This is a genomic window from Nosocomiicoccus sp. HMSC067E10, from assembly GCF_001810835.1.
In the GTDB taxonomy this organism is placed as follows: domain Bacteria; phylum Bacillota; class Bacilli; order Staphylococcales; family Salinicoccaceae; genus Nosocomiicoccus; species Nosocomiicoccus ampullae_A.
Genome location: NZ_KV802776.1, coordinates 35741 through 52565 on the forward strand (window position 1 = coordinate 35741; position 16825 = coordinate 52565).

Consider the following 16825-nt stretch of genomic DNA (forward strand, 5'->3'; position numbering starts at 1 on the left):
GAGTTTCACCAATTTATTTTCATAAAACAAACTTAGGTGAAACCCTATATTCCTTATTACATCAACACTTAAAGTCATTTTATTCAACCACTCTTAACACTAATGCTACTAACTCTACCATGTGTCGACCTTAAGTTACAAAGTGATTTAGAGTGTGTGATTAGGTAGTTAGGATGGAAATTACATATTTATTCTATGATGTCTTAGTAATCCTATCTTCAACAATCCTTAAAATTCTTTTCATGCTGTAGGACTGTTCTAAGGAGGATTTTTTCAGAATATATTTTGTTGCTCTTCCTTTGCCCATGATTTCAATCACACCTTTTTCTAACAGTTCGTTAATAGTAGTCCTAAAGGTATAATTATCCATTTTAAGTTGTTCGTTAGCATCCGCTCTAGAAATAGCTTGATTTTCAACTAGAAAATATAATAGTTTTTTCTGATTATCTGTATAATCTTCAAAAGTTTTTTCTAAATCAACTTTCCAAATTCTTAGTGTCGTTTTATACTGTTCTCTAATTACCTCTGGAAGTTTTAAATTATATTTAGAGGCAACATCAAATATTCGAGGGCCTCCACTACCGGCTTTCTCCGAAACACCTATTCTTCGCATTATGTTAGACATGGTATGATTCCTGATGTCCGAATGCCCTCCATGCACAAAATCCTCTTCTGTTATTCTCATTTTACCAGGATTAATGAATTCATAGTAATCTGGAAAAGCTGTAATCACTATTGGACTATTTGAATCGTAATAGGCATGCATTAGCGAATTGACTAAAGCTTCTCTAACCGCTGTATATAAATCTGTTCTAAATGGAAGTCTAGATTTTGTATCTTCATCCAAAATAAACTCATCTTTTAATGTGGTACTCAATTTAGCCATTACCATTCGATAAAAACTATACACATTTAATTGGGGATACCCTGCATCTCCTGATGAAATCCGGTCTTTCCAATCAACGTCCAATGAGGATTCTTTTTCAAAATAATCTAACTGAAACCCTGGGAACCTATCTGTAATTGCTGTGTACTTCCCAAAAAACAACAACCCTCCCACTGTTAAGTGATACTGACCGTCACCTTGTCTATCCTTTCTAAACGCTCCGATTTCGATTAATAAATCTTTGAAATCCATACTTCTATATCGTTCATTTTTTGTTTGCTCATATAAGGCCGTTCGATAAACTTCTAAATCATCAACGGATAAATCCGACAAATCATAATTGCTTAATAGCTCATTATCTGTCTCAGGTTGAGATCCCACAACTAACTCTTTATATTTATCCGGAGTTAATCGTCTATCACCTTCTCCAAGTCGTTCAAAAGCTAATTGAGGATTTCCCTTTAAATAAACTGGCTTCGATTGATAAGGTGCTTCCGATATTTTTATCATCATAATTTGAACACCATTATCACTATCTATAATTTTCACATCATTATCGTTGATGAGATTGATGCTTACTTTTTGGGGATTATTCACCATATTAAATAAATCATCTCTCATTTTTTCTGGTTGATCTATACCTACAACTTGCTTTGTTTTTTCATCCACACCAAAAATAACAATACCACCATCTGTATTTGCAAATGCGGAGTATGTTTCCCAAAAAGAATCGGGAATTTTGTTTTTAGCTCTTTTTAACTCTACATATTTCCCTTCAACAATTCCTAGTATTTCAGATTGTTTCACCTAAACCCTCCATTACTGCACTTATATTGGTTAGAATCTTACACGATTTTCGCACGATTCACTCACGATTATTTTCATAACAAACCGCATCAAAACAAGATTTTCCGATTTTGTTCGCACGATTTTCGCACGATTCACTCACGATTATTTACTTCTAAATCATTATACCAAAAAGAGAGACACGGAACTATGCACTCCCCCATTCTGTAACATAGTTCGGCATGCACTTAAAAGTTAAAAACAGGACCCTCAGACATCTGGTAAGCGCCCAAGAACCCTGTCTCCTTATACGATTCATTTTTCAACCTTTTGAATCTTTACCACACACTTAGCGGTTCATTGTCTCTAATCATTTCCTCACTTCATTCATCCTTATTCGATAGCTATTGTAAAGGTCTTTGTAATTTATTTTGTGCTTTTCACAAGTAATACCACCGTCTCTACATGAACCGTATAGGGGATTAGGTCCACTGGTTATACCATTTTTAGTCTTAGCCAAAGTCTCTGAGCCATATGATATCTTTTGGGAGCAAATAATTATTTGTAACATCGTTATCTTCGGCATTTTGTTTTGATGATCCTAGTGATTCTTACATTGGTTTTTCCCTAACAAACCATTATCTGGCCCAACGTAACGTTTTAAATTCGGACTGTGATAGGTCTTAACCATTTTATTTTTGAATCCCTGACCAAAATATATCCCATGTTATCTTTTGTAGTCGTTCATATCTCTCTTTGTCTTCATAAACTAGCTGGATATTTAGACCATCGATTAACGTAACAAAAGCGAGTGCGCAGTCTTCTGCACTTAGTCGGAATGATTCTTTTTGGAAACAACTTTTTAGTGTTTCAGTTAATATTCTGATAAATCTATAGGGCGCTTCTAAGATATCTTTTGGTATACCTTCAGGTGTCTGAAGCGTTGTCGTTAACATAAGTGTTGCATTATGATCTGATAGAAATCGTTCTTTGTGTAGAGACAAAAAATTATATAGCTGCTCATCTAGTTGTTTATCTTTATTTTCCTGAAAATAATTTTGGACAAAATTAATTTCTTTCTCCACTACCTCTTTATATACATTTTGAAATAGCTCACATTTATTTGGAAAATGATATGCTAGTGACTGTTTACGAATACCGACTTCTGCTGCAATTTTAGAAAGACTTGTCCCTGCGTAGCCATAATGATTAAAATGTTGAATTGCGACTTCTTTAATTTTATCTCTACTCAATTTAACTACTCCTAACTACTTAAGCAGTAAAATATTTAGGTAATTGTAGTGCATGCTTATCAAGTAAAATCTGCTCTTTTAGAATACCTTGTTCGCGTAATAATTCTATGTTTTGTACAATGAACTCGTCGCTACCTACAACATAAAATAGACCGCCTTTGTCTTCAGCAAGTTCTTTTACTCTCTCATAATAACTTTGACGGTTATCCACAAACTCAGAAGTAAATTTCTTCTCTGTCGAACTCTCGAATACATCAGAGAATAAAAATTCTTTTGATGAATCAATATTTAGTGAATGAATTTGATTTACGTCATCCGCACGTTTTAAATATTCAAGAACAAGTGGTCTAAATGTTGCTAAACCAACACCTGATGATAGTAAGTAAATATTCTTGTTTTCTCTTTTTAGCGGCACGTTGGAATGAGTTTTAAATAATGCAACATCATCTCCAACTGAATGTTCCTTTAATGCTTTTTTAAATTCAGAAGGCAGATCTCTGATACGTGTTGTAATTCCTATTACACTTTCATCATTCGTTGTTGAGATAGACATATGGCGTACCATTTTCTTGCCAACATTTTCATCTTGGAAACCTTTCAGTGCAAAATGCGTATGTGCGCCCTCTTCCCAAGTGAAGTCCTCAGGACAGTCTAAGAAGTATGTTTTGACTTCTGAATTCTCATCTTTAATCTTATTTATTTTAGTCCAATATATTTGCATTAAGCATGCTCCTCTATATATAATTTATAATTTCGTCTAACTTCACATGCGTCGTACTACACCATTTAGTATATTCTGACACGCGTCAGATTTCAAATTTTTAAGATTATCTTTTGTTGGTTTAATCTTATTTATGGTCACTTCTCCATTCTCTACTTTTACGACTTTTTCTAGTTATATAATAATTAAAAGGGAAATACTGTTATTAATTAATTCTTGTTGATTTGAAAATGATATTAAAATCATCTATAATCTTATTGACTAATAAGTAAATATAAAATGTTTTCTAGGGTTCCGTAACTTTTAAGTTAGCCTGGTCCGAGAGAAAACTCACAGATTTTTCTGTGTCACGGAAGGATAAAAGCCTGGGAGAAACTGATATCAGTTTTCTCAGGCTTTTTAATTTTATTGGGGGTAACAATGAAAAAATATTGGTTCACTTTATTTTTAGCATCTTTTTTTGAAGTATTATGGGTGATCGGACTTGCTCATTCGTATAACTTTTTAACATGGACACTTACTGTCATTTTAATCATATTAAGTAACACTTTAATGATCAAAGTTGCACAGGTACTACCTACTACTACCGTATATACTATGTTTGTTGGATTAGGAGCTGGTGGTACTGTAGTTGCAGAAATATTATTCTTTGGAGAACCTTTCAATTGGTTGAAGATTTTTTTAATTTTAATACTTCTAACTAGCGTGATTGGGTTAATGATTGTCACAGATTATGAAAAACAGCAAAGTGAAGCGAGGTATGAGAGCTAATGGCATGGATAAGCTTAGTTATTTCAGGCATATTTGAAACATTTGCTGTTTCAATGATCAACCGCTTAACTATAAAAAAGGATTGGCAAACTGCCATTTACATTATCATTGGTATAGGTATGTCACTATTGTTCCTTCACTATTCGTTGATTTATATTACTATGGGAACAGCTTACGCAATATGGACAGGAATAAGCGTTGTATGTAGTTCACTTATTGGTATGTTTTACTTTGGAGAATCAAAAAGTATTTATAGAATATTATTTATTGCACTGATTCTTAGCAGTGCGATTGGCTTAAAACTCATTTCATAAAAAATGCCTGTTAGACTAAAATCTAACGGGCATTTTTTATTTCTATATCTATTTTCGTTCTAATAACGCTACCAACTCCACATGGGACGAGTTGATAGAATTGATGTATTTGCGTTTTTTAATGAAATAATCGTATGCGGGAACATATCGACTATTAGTGTGCGTTTGTGGGAACATATCAACTGATTTTTCATGATAAAAATTTTTGGTTTTAATTTTTTTATTTGACTATTAGAGCTGGGCAATTTACTCTTTTCATTACTTTATGACTTACGCTACCTAATACCATTTCTTGCAATGAATTGAGTCCCCGACTACCTATAACAACCATATCAACCTTTTCCTTATTTGCGTATTCAATAATAGTAGGACCAGGATATCCATGTAGTATTTCAAGTTTATATTCTATATTTTTCGACTTCACTTTTTCTTCTATTGGAGAAAGTATTTTGCGACGAGTATATTCAAGTTCTTCTTTTCCCTGTGAATGAAGAATTTCATTTTTAGATTTTGAATAATCAACAACATAAATAATTTCAATTCTACAATCGGAAATTAACGAAGCGATTTTCACCGCTTCATCAGTTGCTCGTAATGAGTTTTCTGATCCATCAACAGCTAGTAATAATCTTTTATACATTTTCAAACCTCCTATTTTATTAATTGTTTAATCTACATTATTATTCACAGCGAGTTTATGGAATATCTCTCTGCTTGATGTATCTAAACCAATGATAGTTACCTTATTATCTTTTTCTTGAAATTTAATCACTGCTTTATCAACTGCCCCTACAGCAGAGTCATCCCAAATATGTGAATCTGAAAAATCAATTGTTATATTTTTATTCTCCAAATTGAAATCAAATGACTTTAAAAAGTCTTCAGTTGATGCAAAAAACAACTGACCTTCCACTTCATAAATTACTTTATTATCTTGATGTTTATTTTTCACTTTTAACTTTGATATTTTAGCTACAAAGAAGATCGCACTAAGTATAACACCCGCAATAACACCCTTTGATAAATCATTGGTAGCTACAACTATTCCTACGGTTACCAACATAACAATAGAATCAGTTTTGGGAGCTTTTCTAAGATAAGTAAACGATGACCAATCAAATGTCCCTATTGAAACCATAATCATTATTCCTACTAATACAGGCATTGGGATTTGTATGACTAAGTCCCCTAATACTATAATTAAAAACATCAAGAATATCCCGGCAATAAAGGTAGATAACCTTCCACGTCCACCAGACTTCACATTTATAACAGATTGACCGATCATTGCACATCCAGCCATCCCACCAAAGAACCCTGTAACAATATTTGCAATACCTTGTCCTCTTGACTCTCTGTTTTTATCACTTTCTGTGTCTGTCATATCATCTACAATGGAAGCTGTAAGTAAAGACTCCAGTAATCCAACAATAGCTAACGCTAGGGAAAAAGGAAATACAATTACTAATGTTTCCAACGTAAATGGAACGTTTGGAATAAAAAACTCTGGCAATGTTCTTGTGATAGCTCCTAAATCACCGACAGTGCGTAAATCAACATTGGTATAAAGTGCTACGGCTGTCAATACAATAATTGCGATTAATGGAGCTGGAACAGCTTTGAAAAATCTCGGAAGTATATACACGATTGCTAATGTAATTGCTACAAATACATACGTCAAATTAGAAATCCCAATAAAGTGAGGTACCTGAGTCATAAAAATTAGAATCGCTAATGCATTTACAAAACCTATCATGACAGCTCTTGGTATGAATTTCATCACTTTAGCTACTTTAAATATACCAAATAATATTTGGATTACACCTGTTAGGATAGTTGCAACCAGTAAATAATCAAGTCCATGTTCTTTTACTAAAGGAACCATAAGTAATGCCATTGCACCAGTTGCTGCTGAAATCATTCCCGGTCGTCCTCCGACAAATGCTATAATTACAGCGATACAAAAGGAGGCATATAAACCAACCATGGGATCTACACCTGCTATGATGGAAAATGCAATTGCTTCAGGTATTAGTGCTAATGCAACAACAATTCCAGCAAGTATATCCCCTCTCACATTTGAAAACCATTCTCTTTTTATTTTCTCTAACACTTAAGTCTACACCTCTTCTGTTTAAATTTATTTTTTATCCCTCGAAAAATCCAAACTGACCTTAATAAAAATAGTTTAACACCTTTCGTCCCAAAATGGAACCATTATGGGAAATAACATATTATATTTTATGATATAATTATTAGGGCTTCTTTTTTAAAATAAAGGGGTGTTTAATATGTTGATTGGTTATATAAGACCTGAAAGTGATGATGATAATTATAATAAACAAATAACAACACTTCGTGAAATAAATTGCGATAAAATAATTATCGAAAATCATTCTTCCGCAAAGAATCGAACTAAACTTAACGAAATGATCCATACACTTGAACAAGGTGACAAAATAATAATCACTAAATTATATTCGCTAGCGGACTCTACACTACATTTAGTCGAGCTATTACAGATGATTGAAGACAAAGGTGCCTACATAAAATCAATTAGAGAAGATATTGATACGAGCAATGAAAGTGGGTATCAATTTAGTTATATTGTAAAACATCTAGTTGAATTTCAAAGTGATGTAATTAGCGAAAAGACCAAGAAGGGATTAAATAAGGCAAAACAAAGAGGAGTTACTGCCGGAAGACCACGATTACCTGATGAAAATGTAAAACGCGCTATTAATATGTATCAAAGTAAAAAATATAGCCTATCTGAAATAAGAAATGAAACTGGTATTAGTAAATCTACCTTATATAGATATCTTGAAAGTTAATTATCATTCTACATTCAAAGAAACAGTTTAATCCTATATTGTTAATTTAAACTAACGTAGCATATTCTGAAAATACGCTGCGTTAGTTTTTATTTTATATTGCTATTTCCTTTTCAATACCCGATTTAAACTCAATCGTTAAATTCCTTTTATGAATCGTCACTCTTTCAATTAACTGCCTTACAAGCAGGTCATCGTATGTTTCAAGTTGCTGCGGTTGCTCTTTTAAATACTTTGTTATTTCTACAATCCGCTGTCTAAGTCCTTCTCGCGCTACGTTTTTCATCATGACTTCCTGCTTCAGTTCCCGCAATCGATATATTTCTTCGTAAGGTACTCTGTCCCGATCCACACGTTGTCTGATGTTTTCTTCTGGTATCCAAAAGTATGGCAATATCACATATTTATCATCTTCATATTCTGGTGGAAAGATTAAAACAAATGCGGTTATATCTGTTGTCGATGATAAGTCTAAACCCGCATAGCACTCTCTACCAATTAAACTTTCAGGGTCAACTGGCAAACCACATCTGTCCCACTTTTCCATTGGCATCCATCTGACAGATTGCTTTACCCATTGATTCAGTCGTAACTGCCTAAACAAGTTCTCCTCAGCTGGATTTTGTTTCGCACTTTCACATGCTTGTTCGACTTTCTCAATATCAACTGTAATTCCTAGTGATGGATTTGCCTTCTTCCAAACTTCAGGGTCTGTCCAATCATCATCTTCCTCTGCACCATAGATAACAGGATAAAAAGTAGGATCTATTTTTCTTCCCTCAAGTACATCTTTTGCTTTCTGATGTACTTCGTAACATATTGAATGCTGGTCATTTCCTGCAGTTGTGATTAAGAAATACAATGGTTGTTTCCTTGCGTCCCCTGAACCATGAGTCATAACATCGTATAGCCTTCGGTTCGGTTGTGCATGTAACTCATCAAAAACTACCCCATGGACGTTCAATCCATGTTTTGTATAAGCTTCCGCAGATAACACTTGATAGAAACTACCCAATGGTTTATAAATCAATCGTTTTTGTGAAAGGACGGGTTTAAATCGTGCCTTAAGTGCGGGTGATTGTTCCACCATATCAACTGCAACGTCAAATACAATCGATGCTTGTTGCCTATCCGCAGCACATCCATATACTTCTCCACCATGTTCAAAGTCACCACATGTTAAAAGTAAGGCAACCGCAGCGGCAAGTTCTGACTTTCCTTGTTTCTTAGCTATCTCAATATAGGCAGTATTAAACTGTCGATAGCCATTAGGCTTCATCGTCCCAAATACATCTCGAATAATCTGCTCCTGCCAATCTATCAAGTCAAAGTTTTTTCCAAACCATTCACCTTTTGTATGTTTTAAATAACTTATAAAGTTTACTGCCATATCAGCAGCATCCTTATCGTAGTAAGATTGTTCAGCTTTAAAGATTGTTGGTTTATAAATTTCTAGCTTTCTAATTATAACCACCCCCTTAGCAAATAAAAAAACTAAATGAATTTATAAAGTTTTGCACGACAAAAAAGCCCAGATTGCTATCTGAGCTTAAGACATCTATTTAATTGTTCCACAATCTGTACCCTTTTGCAGAACAATATTCACTGTTTAATTCACAATTTATGTGTTAAAATAACTTTAGGTTTAACAAGGAGGAATTTAAATGGGTAATTGTTCATTATTTGTAATTGACTTCTCCATTTTCGTCTAAGTTTTAACACTTAAAACGGAAGGAGAATTAGCACTTGGGTATTTTTAGCATTTTTGTAATAAATACAGTTCATTATCAACCAAATGAAAAATAATTGGTTATAATGAATTGTTAATATAGAAAATTCATTATAACCACATTGGAGTGGGTTATAATGAACAAAAAAGAGATAAAATTTAGTCAAAACTTTATTACCTCGAAACGACATATAAATAAAATTATGAGTAATTTAGAATTAAATAGCGATGATAATGTTTTTGAAATTGGTTCAGGAAAAGGCCATTTCACACTAGAACTGGTTCAAAAATGTAATTATGTAACAGCTATCGAGATAGATTCAAATTTATGTATTCAAACACAAAATAAAGTTACAAATTACGATAATTTTCGAATTATAAATAAGGATATATTACAGTTCAAGTTCCCAAACAACAGAACATATAAAATCTATGGTAATATACCTTATTATATAAGTACGGATATAGTACGAAAAATTGTCTTTGAAAGTAATGCAACAGTTAGTTACTTAATAGTCGAGGAAGGATTTGCTAAAAGGCTACTCAATACAAATCGTTCTCTAGCGTTACTTTTAATGACTGAAGTAGATATATCCATATTAAGTAAAATCCCTAAAGAATACTTTCATCCAAAACCTAAAATTAATAGTTCTTTAATTATGTTAAAAAGACACCCATCAAAAATATCACACAAAGATAAAAAAATATATAATAATTTTGTTATGAAATGGGTTAACCAAGAATACAGAGAACTATTTACTAAAAACCAGTTTAATAAAGCCTTAAGTTATGCAAAAATAAAGGATTTAAGGAACATTAACTTCGAACAATTTTTATCAGTATTTAATAGCTATAAATTGTTTAATAACTAAGTGACAAATTCCTTAGCATTTAATAAAAAGGATTGCCATCTAGGCAGTCCTTTTTTGGTATTTTCCATTCACCTAGTGTGTTCAACTTTGCTCATATATTATCATATTATTCGGACTACACTAATTTCCCTCCATTAGATTCGTTTTCTAAAGTAACACCGTCTTTTTTATATGAATTCTCAACTGCTCTACGTAAATATTCGACATCAAATCCTGCGCTTTGATAACCTTCTAAAATGATTGAGTAATAGTAACAACTCGGCTGCTCAAGTGGTCTGCCTTCATTCATAATATAGACCATCGCATTTACTGTCTTTTTATCTACTTTAACTTTCATCATTTCTTTTCTATACAGATGTGGCCATCCTTCATAACGATCAAGTGCCTTTTCGTCACTAGAGGTAATCTGCCACACAAGGACCGGAACGCTTTCTCCCTTGCATGGTTCAACCGTTGCAACAGCATGCGCGTGTGGCCCCCTAAAAACGAGTTTGTGGTCCTTTATTTCACTTGTTCCTACTACCTTTGCCGTTGGACACCTGTTTGCCATTTGCTCTAGATTTAAATTTGATCCGTAGGCAATATATAATTTCACCATCATTTCAATCCTTTCACAATTTACTTTTGAATGATCCCAGGTGGCTTAACCAACCCGGAATCTCCATGTCAACCCTGATTTTCAGGGCATCTAAAGCTAATAGAAAAGGGTTTCGCTCGTTTATCCATCCAAAATAAACTTCAGCGAAACCCTATAAACCTTATTCTATCAACACTTCAACTCTTCCTATTCATCCACCCTAGACAATAACGCCACAATTTCACAGTGGGACGAGCCACCAAGCTTGATGTCTAGCGCTTTTTTATGGGTGAGTACGTTTGCGGGAACATATCGACTAAAGGTGTACGTACGTGGGAACATATCAATGAATTTACTCAAATTCGGAACCTGAAATAGTTCTAATCAATACACAAAAAGACTCCCATTCAGCCGGGAATTTGTTGCTTCAACTTCTTTTAGATTACGTTTTTCTCGAATAATTTCATTCTAGAAAATAGAATTCCAACTGAACATCGTGTCAGTTGGATAAAATTGGGTTTATATTAATGATATTGACGTGAAAATTTATTCTTACCTTGATTTTAGAAATAACAATTACATATAATTTCTTAAGTAAATAATTTGTCAATAAACTTCATAGAGCATTTGAACTACTTAGATTATCAGACTTTTTTTCGAGATTCATGATGACGACACCAACAATAATGATCATAAGACCGAAAACGTTTAAGCCTGAGAGGATTTCATTAAAAAGAAACATTCCAACTAAAGCTGTTCCTGCAGTCCCAAGTCCAGCCCATATGCTATATGCGACACTTAGTGGAATAAACTTTAGAGAAATAATTAACAAAGTAAAAGAAATTCCAAAGCCAATGACAAGAGCAATACTAGGAATTAAATTCGTAAACCCATCAGATAGTTTAAGCATCGATGTAGCAAAAATTTCAAATAAAATGGAAGTAAATAAAATCAAATAATATTTCATACCATAATAACTCCTTTTTAAATTCTCATTAATACAACGCCAACAATCAGTAAAAGAATACCTACAGCGCCTTGTATAGTTATTTTTTCCTTAAAAATTAAAAAACCTACGAGTGCTGTTAATGCTGTTCCTGTCCCACTCCAAGCTGCATAAGCGAAACTTAACGGTATGGAAATTAATGACAATGAGAGTAAATAAAAGGCTAACGCATACCCAATAATTACCCCAAGGATCGAAAGTACTTTTTTATTGCTACTTATTGAAGTTAGTTTCATCATGCTTGTAGCAAATACTTCCGCAAGAATCGCACTTACTAAAAATACATATGCCATTTAAATCACATCTCTTTCCATTAAATCACAATAATGAAGCACTATTTTTTTCATTCTTTCTTTAAAAATATCCACATTGCTATACATGATAGAAAACCAAATTCCGTCACAAATCAAACGCAGTTCTAAAATCTTATCAGGATTTCCTTTGTCTTGATCGAATAGTTTGATCCAGTGTTCAGATTCAGATACGGATTCCCACAGTTCTTTACTCTTTCCATCTTCTAGAGAAGAAATAAAAACCGATGGAAGCAAAACATTTTCAGTATCATCTAAATAGTCAATGGTTGCTAATGCATATGCCCGTGTAAATTGATAAGCTCCAGACAGTTTAGATTTATATTTGTTAATTTTTCCCTCGAATTGTTCTATCACCATTTTATTCATATTTAATAATAATATTTCTTTACTATCAAAGTGATAGAGAACACCACCTTTTGTAATTCCAGACTTCTCGGCAAGGTACTGCATGGTTAATTTTTGGATACCTTCCTCATTTATAATCTTAGCCGCATTTGTAAGAAGTTCTTCTTTTTTACTCAACATACATCACTCCAGTTATCTATATTACTGTACTGAACGTTCAGTACAGTAATATTAGCAAATCATTTTTAAATTGTCAATTATTGATTTTATATAAAATGATACTGTTATAAAAAAATGCCTACATCTAGTAGACATTCTTGAATTATTAATATTTGTTTCGGTAATGCTCCCTAAATTCGCATATCTTCCTGACCTACTGACCAAAGGGCAATACTCTGAAACTTCCACTTGTAAGTTGTCCCTATTATCCAATCAACTAGACTATCGATATCTTGATAATAAAGAATTGAAAAGCCGATGAAAAGTTACCTCCGATTTCACAGGGTCATGCAATTAATCTATACATCAATTTCAACAATCATTTCAGACTTAAATTCAATCTCCAACTTTTCAGGATGAACTACAATTCTCTCAACCATCCGCTTAACTAGCTGCTCATCATACGTTTCTAGTTCGCATGTTTGCTCTTTTAATAACGCTGATATTTGTTCCAATCGTTCTCTTCCATTATCTTGTTCTGCAATCTCTAGTTGAAGTTGTTGTTTTTCTTCTCTACGTTTGTAAATATTATCGACAACGTCATTATAGTCTTTGTTCGAATTCGCTAGGCCGATTAAAGAATGTTGCAAGGCTTCCAGTTCTTTTTCAACTTTCACCAGTTTATCGTGTAAATGACTTGATAACGTATGTGCAATATTTTGTTCTAAGACTTTTAGAAAGTTGCTCCGATTTTTAAACAGTTCATTTATCGCTTGGATAACGGCTTGCTTTAAGTCATCTTCTCTAACAGTTCGCGCATCACAAAACACTCCTGTATTTTCAAGCCTGCTGACGCATCGCCAAACGATTGACCTCTTCCCTCGGTTATTCCAATGGACTCTTCTAAATATTTCTCCACAGTTTTCACAAAATACAATCTGAGCCAAACTGTAGTTACTGCTGTAATTTCGCCTTTGTCCATTTTTACTAATATGAGCGATTTTTCGTTTTTTCAATTCTTCTTGTACTAACATGAAAAGGTGCTTTGGTATGATAGCTTCATGATTGTTTTCTACATAATATTGTGGAACAACCCCATCGTTGTTCACTCGCTTTTTCGATAAGAAATCGACTGTATATGTTTTTTGAAGGAGTGCATCTCCCATATATTTTTCGTTCGTCAGAATTTTATGCAGTGAACTACTGTACCATTTCTTTCTTCCCGCACCTGTTAATATGCCGTCCGCTTCAAGTCCTTTTGCAATTTTATTTAAGCTAAATCCTTCCAGGTATTCTCGGTAAATTCGCTTGATGATTTCCGCCTCTTCTGGCACAATGACTAAGCGTTTATTTTCATCTTTTGTGTAGCCGAGAAATCGATTATGGTTTACTTGCACTTCGCCTTGTTGGTATCGATATTGAATACCAAGTTTTACGTTTTGGCTAAGCGACTGACTTTCTTGCTGAGCAAGTGACGCCATAATCGTCAACATCACTTCCCCTTTCGCATCCATCGAATTGATATTTTCTTTTTCAAAGAATACGGGTATATCTTGTTCTTTCAGCTTTCTTATATATTTCAAGCAATCTAACGTGTTCCTTGCAAATCGGCTAATGGACTTTGTAATGATCATATCGATTTTTCCATCCATACAATCAGCTATCATTTTATTAAACTGTTCTCGCATTTTTGTGTTCGTTCCTGTAATGCCATCGTCTGCATAAACTCCTGCAAGTTTCCACTCGGGATTAGCTTGAATGTATGACGTGTAATGTTCGATTTGCACTTCATAACTCGTTGCCTGTTCATCACTGTCAGTTGATACTCGGCAATAAGCAGCTACCCTCAGCTTTTGCTTATCACTTACTTCCCTCGTTCTTCTTGGTCTTGCCGGGATGACTGTAACATTTCTTGAACTTTCCATACTCTAGGTCACCACACTTTCTATTAAACTGTAAACATATTCTGCTTGTTTATATGGGTTGTCATGTTTGATATCGATAGATGGTAAAGTGAATGTGGGAATTTCAAACGGGGTTTCTTCTTGTTTTTTATTTAGTCTTCCTAATTTTTTTGCCCGTTTATATCTTTCTATCTTCACTTTTTCAAATAATTCTTTTGATATTAAGGTAGGAAAAATATCCGTTCCTAAGTATCTTTCATCCGTTAATATTCGGGTAATACCGCCATGATTTCGCTTTATTCCCGCTTCCTTAGCGGCATTTGCTAATGACAATCCTGATAAATACGCTTGAAAAAGATGCTGCAGTTGTTTCAGCTCTTCTTTATTTATGACTACTTTACCGTTTTCAATTTGATAGCCAAATGGTGTATGTGCCATCACCTATTCACCTCTTCCTTTAGCAACAAGCCACTTTTTAATAAAAAACCTATTTTTGTTGACGAGTGTATATAAACCTTTTCAATATATTCGTTAAATATCGTTTCTTCAAATGATGCAACCTTCTGCTGTTTATTGGTGAAACTCATCAGTCTTTTCAGTTCGTAGACTTGTTCTTCTTCGTTGCGAATAAGTCGTAGCAACCGTTCTTTATCCTCCAACAACTCATTAATTTGGTTGTCCATTTTCGCCCGTTGTTCTTCATACAATTTCTGTTCTAAAAACTTATCATCCATTAGCTTTTTCAACATTTGACTCTTCGCATAGCACTCAGTCAATTGCAATTCAATATGATCGAGCTGTTCTTCTGTATCATGTTTAAAGCCATTTTTCATTGTTTCAAAAAGTGGATGTAGTATTTCTTTTCGAGCAAAAACGAGTTTGTTCATCATTGTAATAAAAGCTTGATGAATGCGTTCTTCCTTAATGAAAAGCATCGAACATTCATCTCTGTTTTTAATGTGTGTTGAACAGCACCAAGCAATATATTTTCTATGCGTAGAAGTGTGAATTCTCCTTTTAAATGTATCGCCACATTCCGCGCATTCAATTTTCCCTGAAAAAGGATAACGGTTTAAATACTTTCTACTTCCAGCAGCTACATTCTTTTGGCTTGCTTGATATTCTAGCATTCGATTAGCCGCTTCAAAATCAGTATGTGTGATGATTGCTTCATGATGATTTTCAATTAAGTATTGATCCAGTTCACCTTGATTTACTTTTCGATTAAAATGCTCATCAGTAAAAGTCTTTTGAAGTAGCACATCTCCAGTGTATTTTTCGTTCTTAACAATTCCACGTATCGTAGAACCTGTCCAATTGCCATTTCGTTTTGTTGGAATTCCTTCTTCATTTAACTGCCTGGCAATTCTTTCCGTTCCTATTCCTTCTAGTACACTGTTAAAAATCCGCTTGACGACCTGTGCTTGTTCTTCATTTACAATTACTTGTTCATCGATATAATCGTAACCGTATGGCGGGTACGATAACTTGTAAATCCCTCGTTTAAATCTTTGTCTAATCGACCATTTACTGTTTTCGGAAAGTGACACTGATTCATTTTCTGCAAGGCTACTTAAGATTGAAAGCATGATTTCACTTTCCATCGAATTTGTATTGATGTCTTCTTTTTCAAAATAAATGTGTACACCTAAGTTCATCAATTTTCTGACTAACTCCAAGCAGTCAATTGTGTTTCTCGCAAACCGACTAATAGATTTTGTTAAAATGAGGTCAATCTTTCCTTTTTCACAATCAGATATTAAGCGAAGCAATTCTGGCCGTCTATCCTTTTGGTCCCTGTTATGCCTTCATCATTATAAATGTCGACAAGTCGCCATTCATCATTCTTTTCAATCAAAGTTTTGTAGTGTCGTCTTTGAGCCTCTAGGCTAAACAGCTGATCCTCATTTGATGTTGACACTTGTATATATGAGGCTACCTTTTGTTTCGGATTTACTGATGAATATTTTGACATATCAAGTGTTGTTATCTTTCTCATCCACTCACTCCCTTTCTTGTACGTGACATATTTGCGTTAGAACACTGTTAAATCAAGATTTGTCGCACATTAAAGGACCTAATAATGTATTGAATTTTTGACGAATTAATTTACTTATTTGATCGAATTCTTCCTGAGAAATAAGCTCCTCTTCACGTAGTTTCATAAGCATTTTTTCAGCAAGATGAAAATGAAGTTCATTAATAGTTGATATGTAATTGAAGTTCTAGATATAATGAAAGTAGATTATTCAGCAAACGGTCAATTTTATTGGAGGGATGATTGAAATGTTTAATTTAAATAATGCTAAACTAGAGAAATTGGATATTGAAGAACAAGAATATCAAATTGAACA

Annotated in this window: 20 protein-coding genes and 1 riboswitch; of the genes, 5 read left to right on the top strand and 15 right to left on the bottom strand. The window is 33.7% G+C overall.

The features are described from left to right. Positions 1–193 precede the first annotated feature (193 nt). The 3 genes from HMPREF2767_RS07455 to HMPREF2767_RS07465 form a co-directional block, all read right to left on the bottom strand. Entirely contained in the window at positions 194–1693 is a 1500-nt protein-coding gene (locus HMPREF2767_RS07455) for an RNA-binding domain-containing protein (RefSeq protein WP_068128751.1), read from the bottom strand. Positions 1694–2364: 671 nt separating this feature from the next. Continuing rightward, complete coding sequence (locus HMPREF2767_RS07460; RefSeq protein ID WP_068128753.1) at positions 2365–2925, bottom strand: TetR/AcrR family transcriptional regulator; 561 nt, start codon at positions 2923–2925, stop codon at positions 2365–2367. 19 nt (positions 2926–2944) lie between these two features. Then, the gene (locus HMPREF2767_RS07465; protein ID WP_070623602.1) at positions 2945–3646 is read right to left on the bottom strand and encodes a ferredoxin reductase domain-containing protein; all 702 of its coding nucleotides are present in this window, start codon (positions 3644–3646) and stop codon (positions 2945–2947) included. Positions 3647–3921: 275 nt separating this feature from the next. After that, a riboswitch (guanidine-I (ykkC/yxkD leader) is annotated at positions 3922–4020 on the top strand. A gap of 46 nt (positions 4021–4066) precedes the next feature. Between HMPREF2767_RS07465 and HMPREF2767_RS07470 the strand changes: the two genes are divergently transcribed. Both HMPREF2767_RS07470 and HMPREF2767_RS07475 read left to right on the top strand, forming a co-directional pair. Beyond that, positions 4067–4417 carry a DMT family transporter gene (locus HMPREF2767_RS07470; RefSeq protein WP_070456264.1) on the top strand — a complete coding sequence of 117 codons (351 nt, stop codon included), beginning with the start codon at positions 4067–4069 and terminating at the stop codon, positions 4415–4417. Further along, positions 4417–4731 carry a DMT family transporter gene (locus HMPREF2767_RS07475; protein ID WP_070623604.1) on the top strand — a complete coding sequence of 105 codons (315 nt, stop codon included), beginning with the start codon at positions 4417–4419 and terminating at the stop codon, positions 4729–4731. Before HMPREF2767_RS07470 ends, HMPREF2767_RS07475 begins: the two co-directional genes overlap by 1 nt. A gap of 220 nt (positions 4732–4951) precedes the next feature. Here HMPREF2767_RS07475 and HMPREF2767_RS07480 read toward each other — a convergent pair whose 3' ends face one another. Both HMPREF2767_RS07480 and HMPREF2767_RS07485 read right to left on the bottom strand, forming a co-directional pair. Further along, a complete protein-coding gene (locus tag HMPREF2767_RS07480; RefSeq protein WP_068128761.1) occupies positions 4952–5371 on the bottom strand; it encodes a universal stress protein in 420 nt (139 codons plus the stop codon). A gap of 27 nt (positions 5372–5398) precedes the next feature. After that, positions 5399–6844 (bottom strand): SulP family inorganic anion transporter, encoded by a 1446-nt coding sequence (locus tag HMPREF2767_RS07485; protein WP_070623607.1) that lies wholly within the window; start codon positions 6842–6844, stop codon positions 5399–5401. Positions 6845–7022: 178 nt separating this feature from the next. Between HMPREF2767_RS07485 and HMPREF2767_RS07490 the strand changes: the two genes are divergently transcribed. After that, positions 7023–7565 (top strand): recombinase family protein, encoded by a 543-nt coding sequence (locus HMPREF2767_RS07490; RefSeq protein WP_070456258.1) that lies wholly within the window; start codon positions 7023–7025, stop codon positions 7563–7565. A 94-nt stretch (positions 7566–7659) separates the two neighbouring features. On the opposite strand, the gene HMPREF2767_RS07495 is transcribed toward HMPREF2767_RS07490, so the two are convergent. Beyond that, entirely contained in the window at positions 7660–9030 is a 1371-nt protein-coding gene (locus tag HMPREF2767_RS07495) for a terminase large subunit (protein ID WP_246828783.1), read from the bottom strand. 281 nt (positions 9031–9311) lie between these two features. On the opposite strand from HMPREF2767_RS07495, the gene ermCL reads away from it, so the two are divergent. After that, entirely contained in the window at positions 9312–9371 is a 60-nt protein-coding gene (gene ermCL, locus HMPREF2767_RS08695; RefSeq protein WP_123317386.1) for a 23S rRNA methylase leader peptide ErmCL, read from the top strand. Between the two features lie 60 nt (positions 9372–9431). Beyond that, the gene (erm, locus tag HMPREF2767_RS07500; protein ID WP_070458552.1) at positions 9432–10166 is read left to right on the top strand and encodes a 23S ribosomal RNA methyltransferase Erm; all 735 of its coding nucleotides are present in this window, start codon (positions 9432–9434) and stop codon (positions 10164–10166) included. Positions 10167–10281: 115 nt separating this feature from the next. Here the strand turns inward: erm and HMPREF2767_RS07505 are convergent, their stop codons facing one another. The 9 genes from HMPREF2767_RS07505 to HMPREF2767_RS08950 all read right to left on the bottom strand — a co-directional run bounded on the left by HMPREF2767_RS07505 (position 10282) and on the right by HMPREF2767_RS08950 (position 16684). Further along, positions 10282–10767, bottom strand: coding sequence for a gamma-glutamylcyclotransferase family protein (locus HMPREF2767_RS07505; RefSeq protein WP_070458548.1), 486 nt, complete (start codon positions 10765–10767; stop codon positions 10282–10284). Positions 10768–11359: 592 nt separating this feature from the next. Next, the gene (locus tag HMPREF2767_RS07510) at positions 11360–11710 is read right to left on the bottom strand and encodes a DMT family transporter (RefSeq protein ID WP_057995855.1); all 351 of its coding nucleotides are present in this window, start codon (positions 11708–11710) and stop codon (positions 11360–11362) included. 17 nt (positions 11711–11727) lie between these two features. Then, the gene (locus tag HMPREF2767_RS07515; RefSeq protein ID WP_070623610.1) at positions 11728–12042 is read right to left on the bottom strand and encodes a DMT family transporter; all 315 of its coding nucleotides are present in this window, start codon (positions 12040–12042) and stop codon (positions 11728–11730) included. Then, positions 12043–12588: a TetR/AcrR family transcriptional regulator gene (locus HMPREF2767_RS07520; RefSeq protein ID WP_246828780.1), complete on the bottom strand. Its 546-nt coding sequence runs from the start codon at positions 12586–12588 to the stop codon at positions 12043–12045. A 338-nt stretch (positions 12589–12926) separates the two neighbouring features. Further along, on the bottom strand, positions 12927–14492 hold the full coding sequence (locus HMPREF2767_RS07525; protein WP_070458544.1) for a recombinase family protein: 1566 nt from the start codon (positions 14490–14492) through the stop codon (positions 12927–12929). Between the two features lie 3 nt (positions 14493–14495). Beyond that, positions 14496–14909, bottom strand: coding sequence for a serine integrase family protein (locus HMPREF2767_RS07530; protein ID WP_068131174.1), 414 nt, complete (start codon positions 14907–14909; stop codon positions 14496–14498). Then, the gene (locus tag HMPREF2767_RS07535; protein ID WP_246828781.1) at positions 14909–16243 is read right to left on the bottom strand and encodes a recombinase family protein; all 1335 of its coding nucleotides are present in this window, start codon (positions 16241–16243) and stop codon (positions 14909–14911) included. Before HMPREF2767_RS07535 ends, HMPREF2767_RS07530 begins: the two co-directional genes overlap by 1 nt. After that, the gene (locus HMPREF2767_RS08885; RefSeq protein WP_246828782.1) at positions 16231–16470 is read right to left on the bottom strand and encodes a recombinase family protein; all 240 of its coding nucleotides are present in this window, start codon (positions 16468–16470) and stop codon (positions 16231–16233) included. Before HMPREF2767_RS08885 ends, HMPREF2767_RS07535 begins: the two co-directional genes overlap by 13 nt. 52 nt (positions 16471–16522) lie before the next feature. Continuing rightward, complete coding sequence (locus tag HMPREF2767_RS08950) at positions 16523–16684, bottom strand: SHOCT domain-containing protein (RefSeq protein ID WP_371440764.1); 162 nt, start codon at positions 16682–16684, stop codon at positions 16523–16525. Positions 16685–16825: the final 141 nt, after the last annotated feature.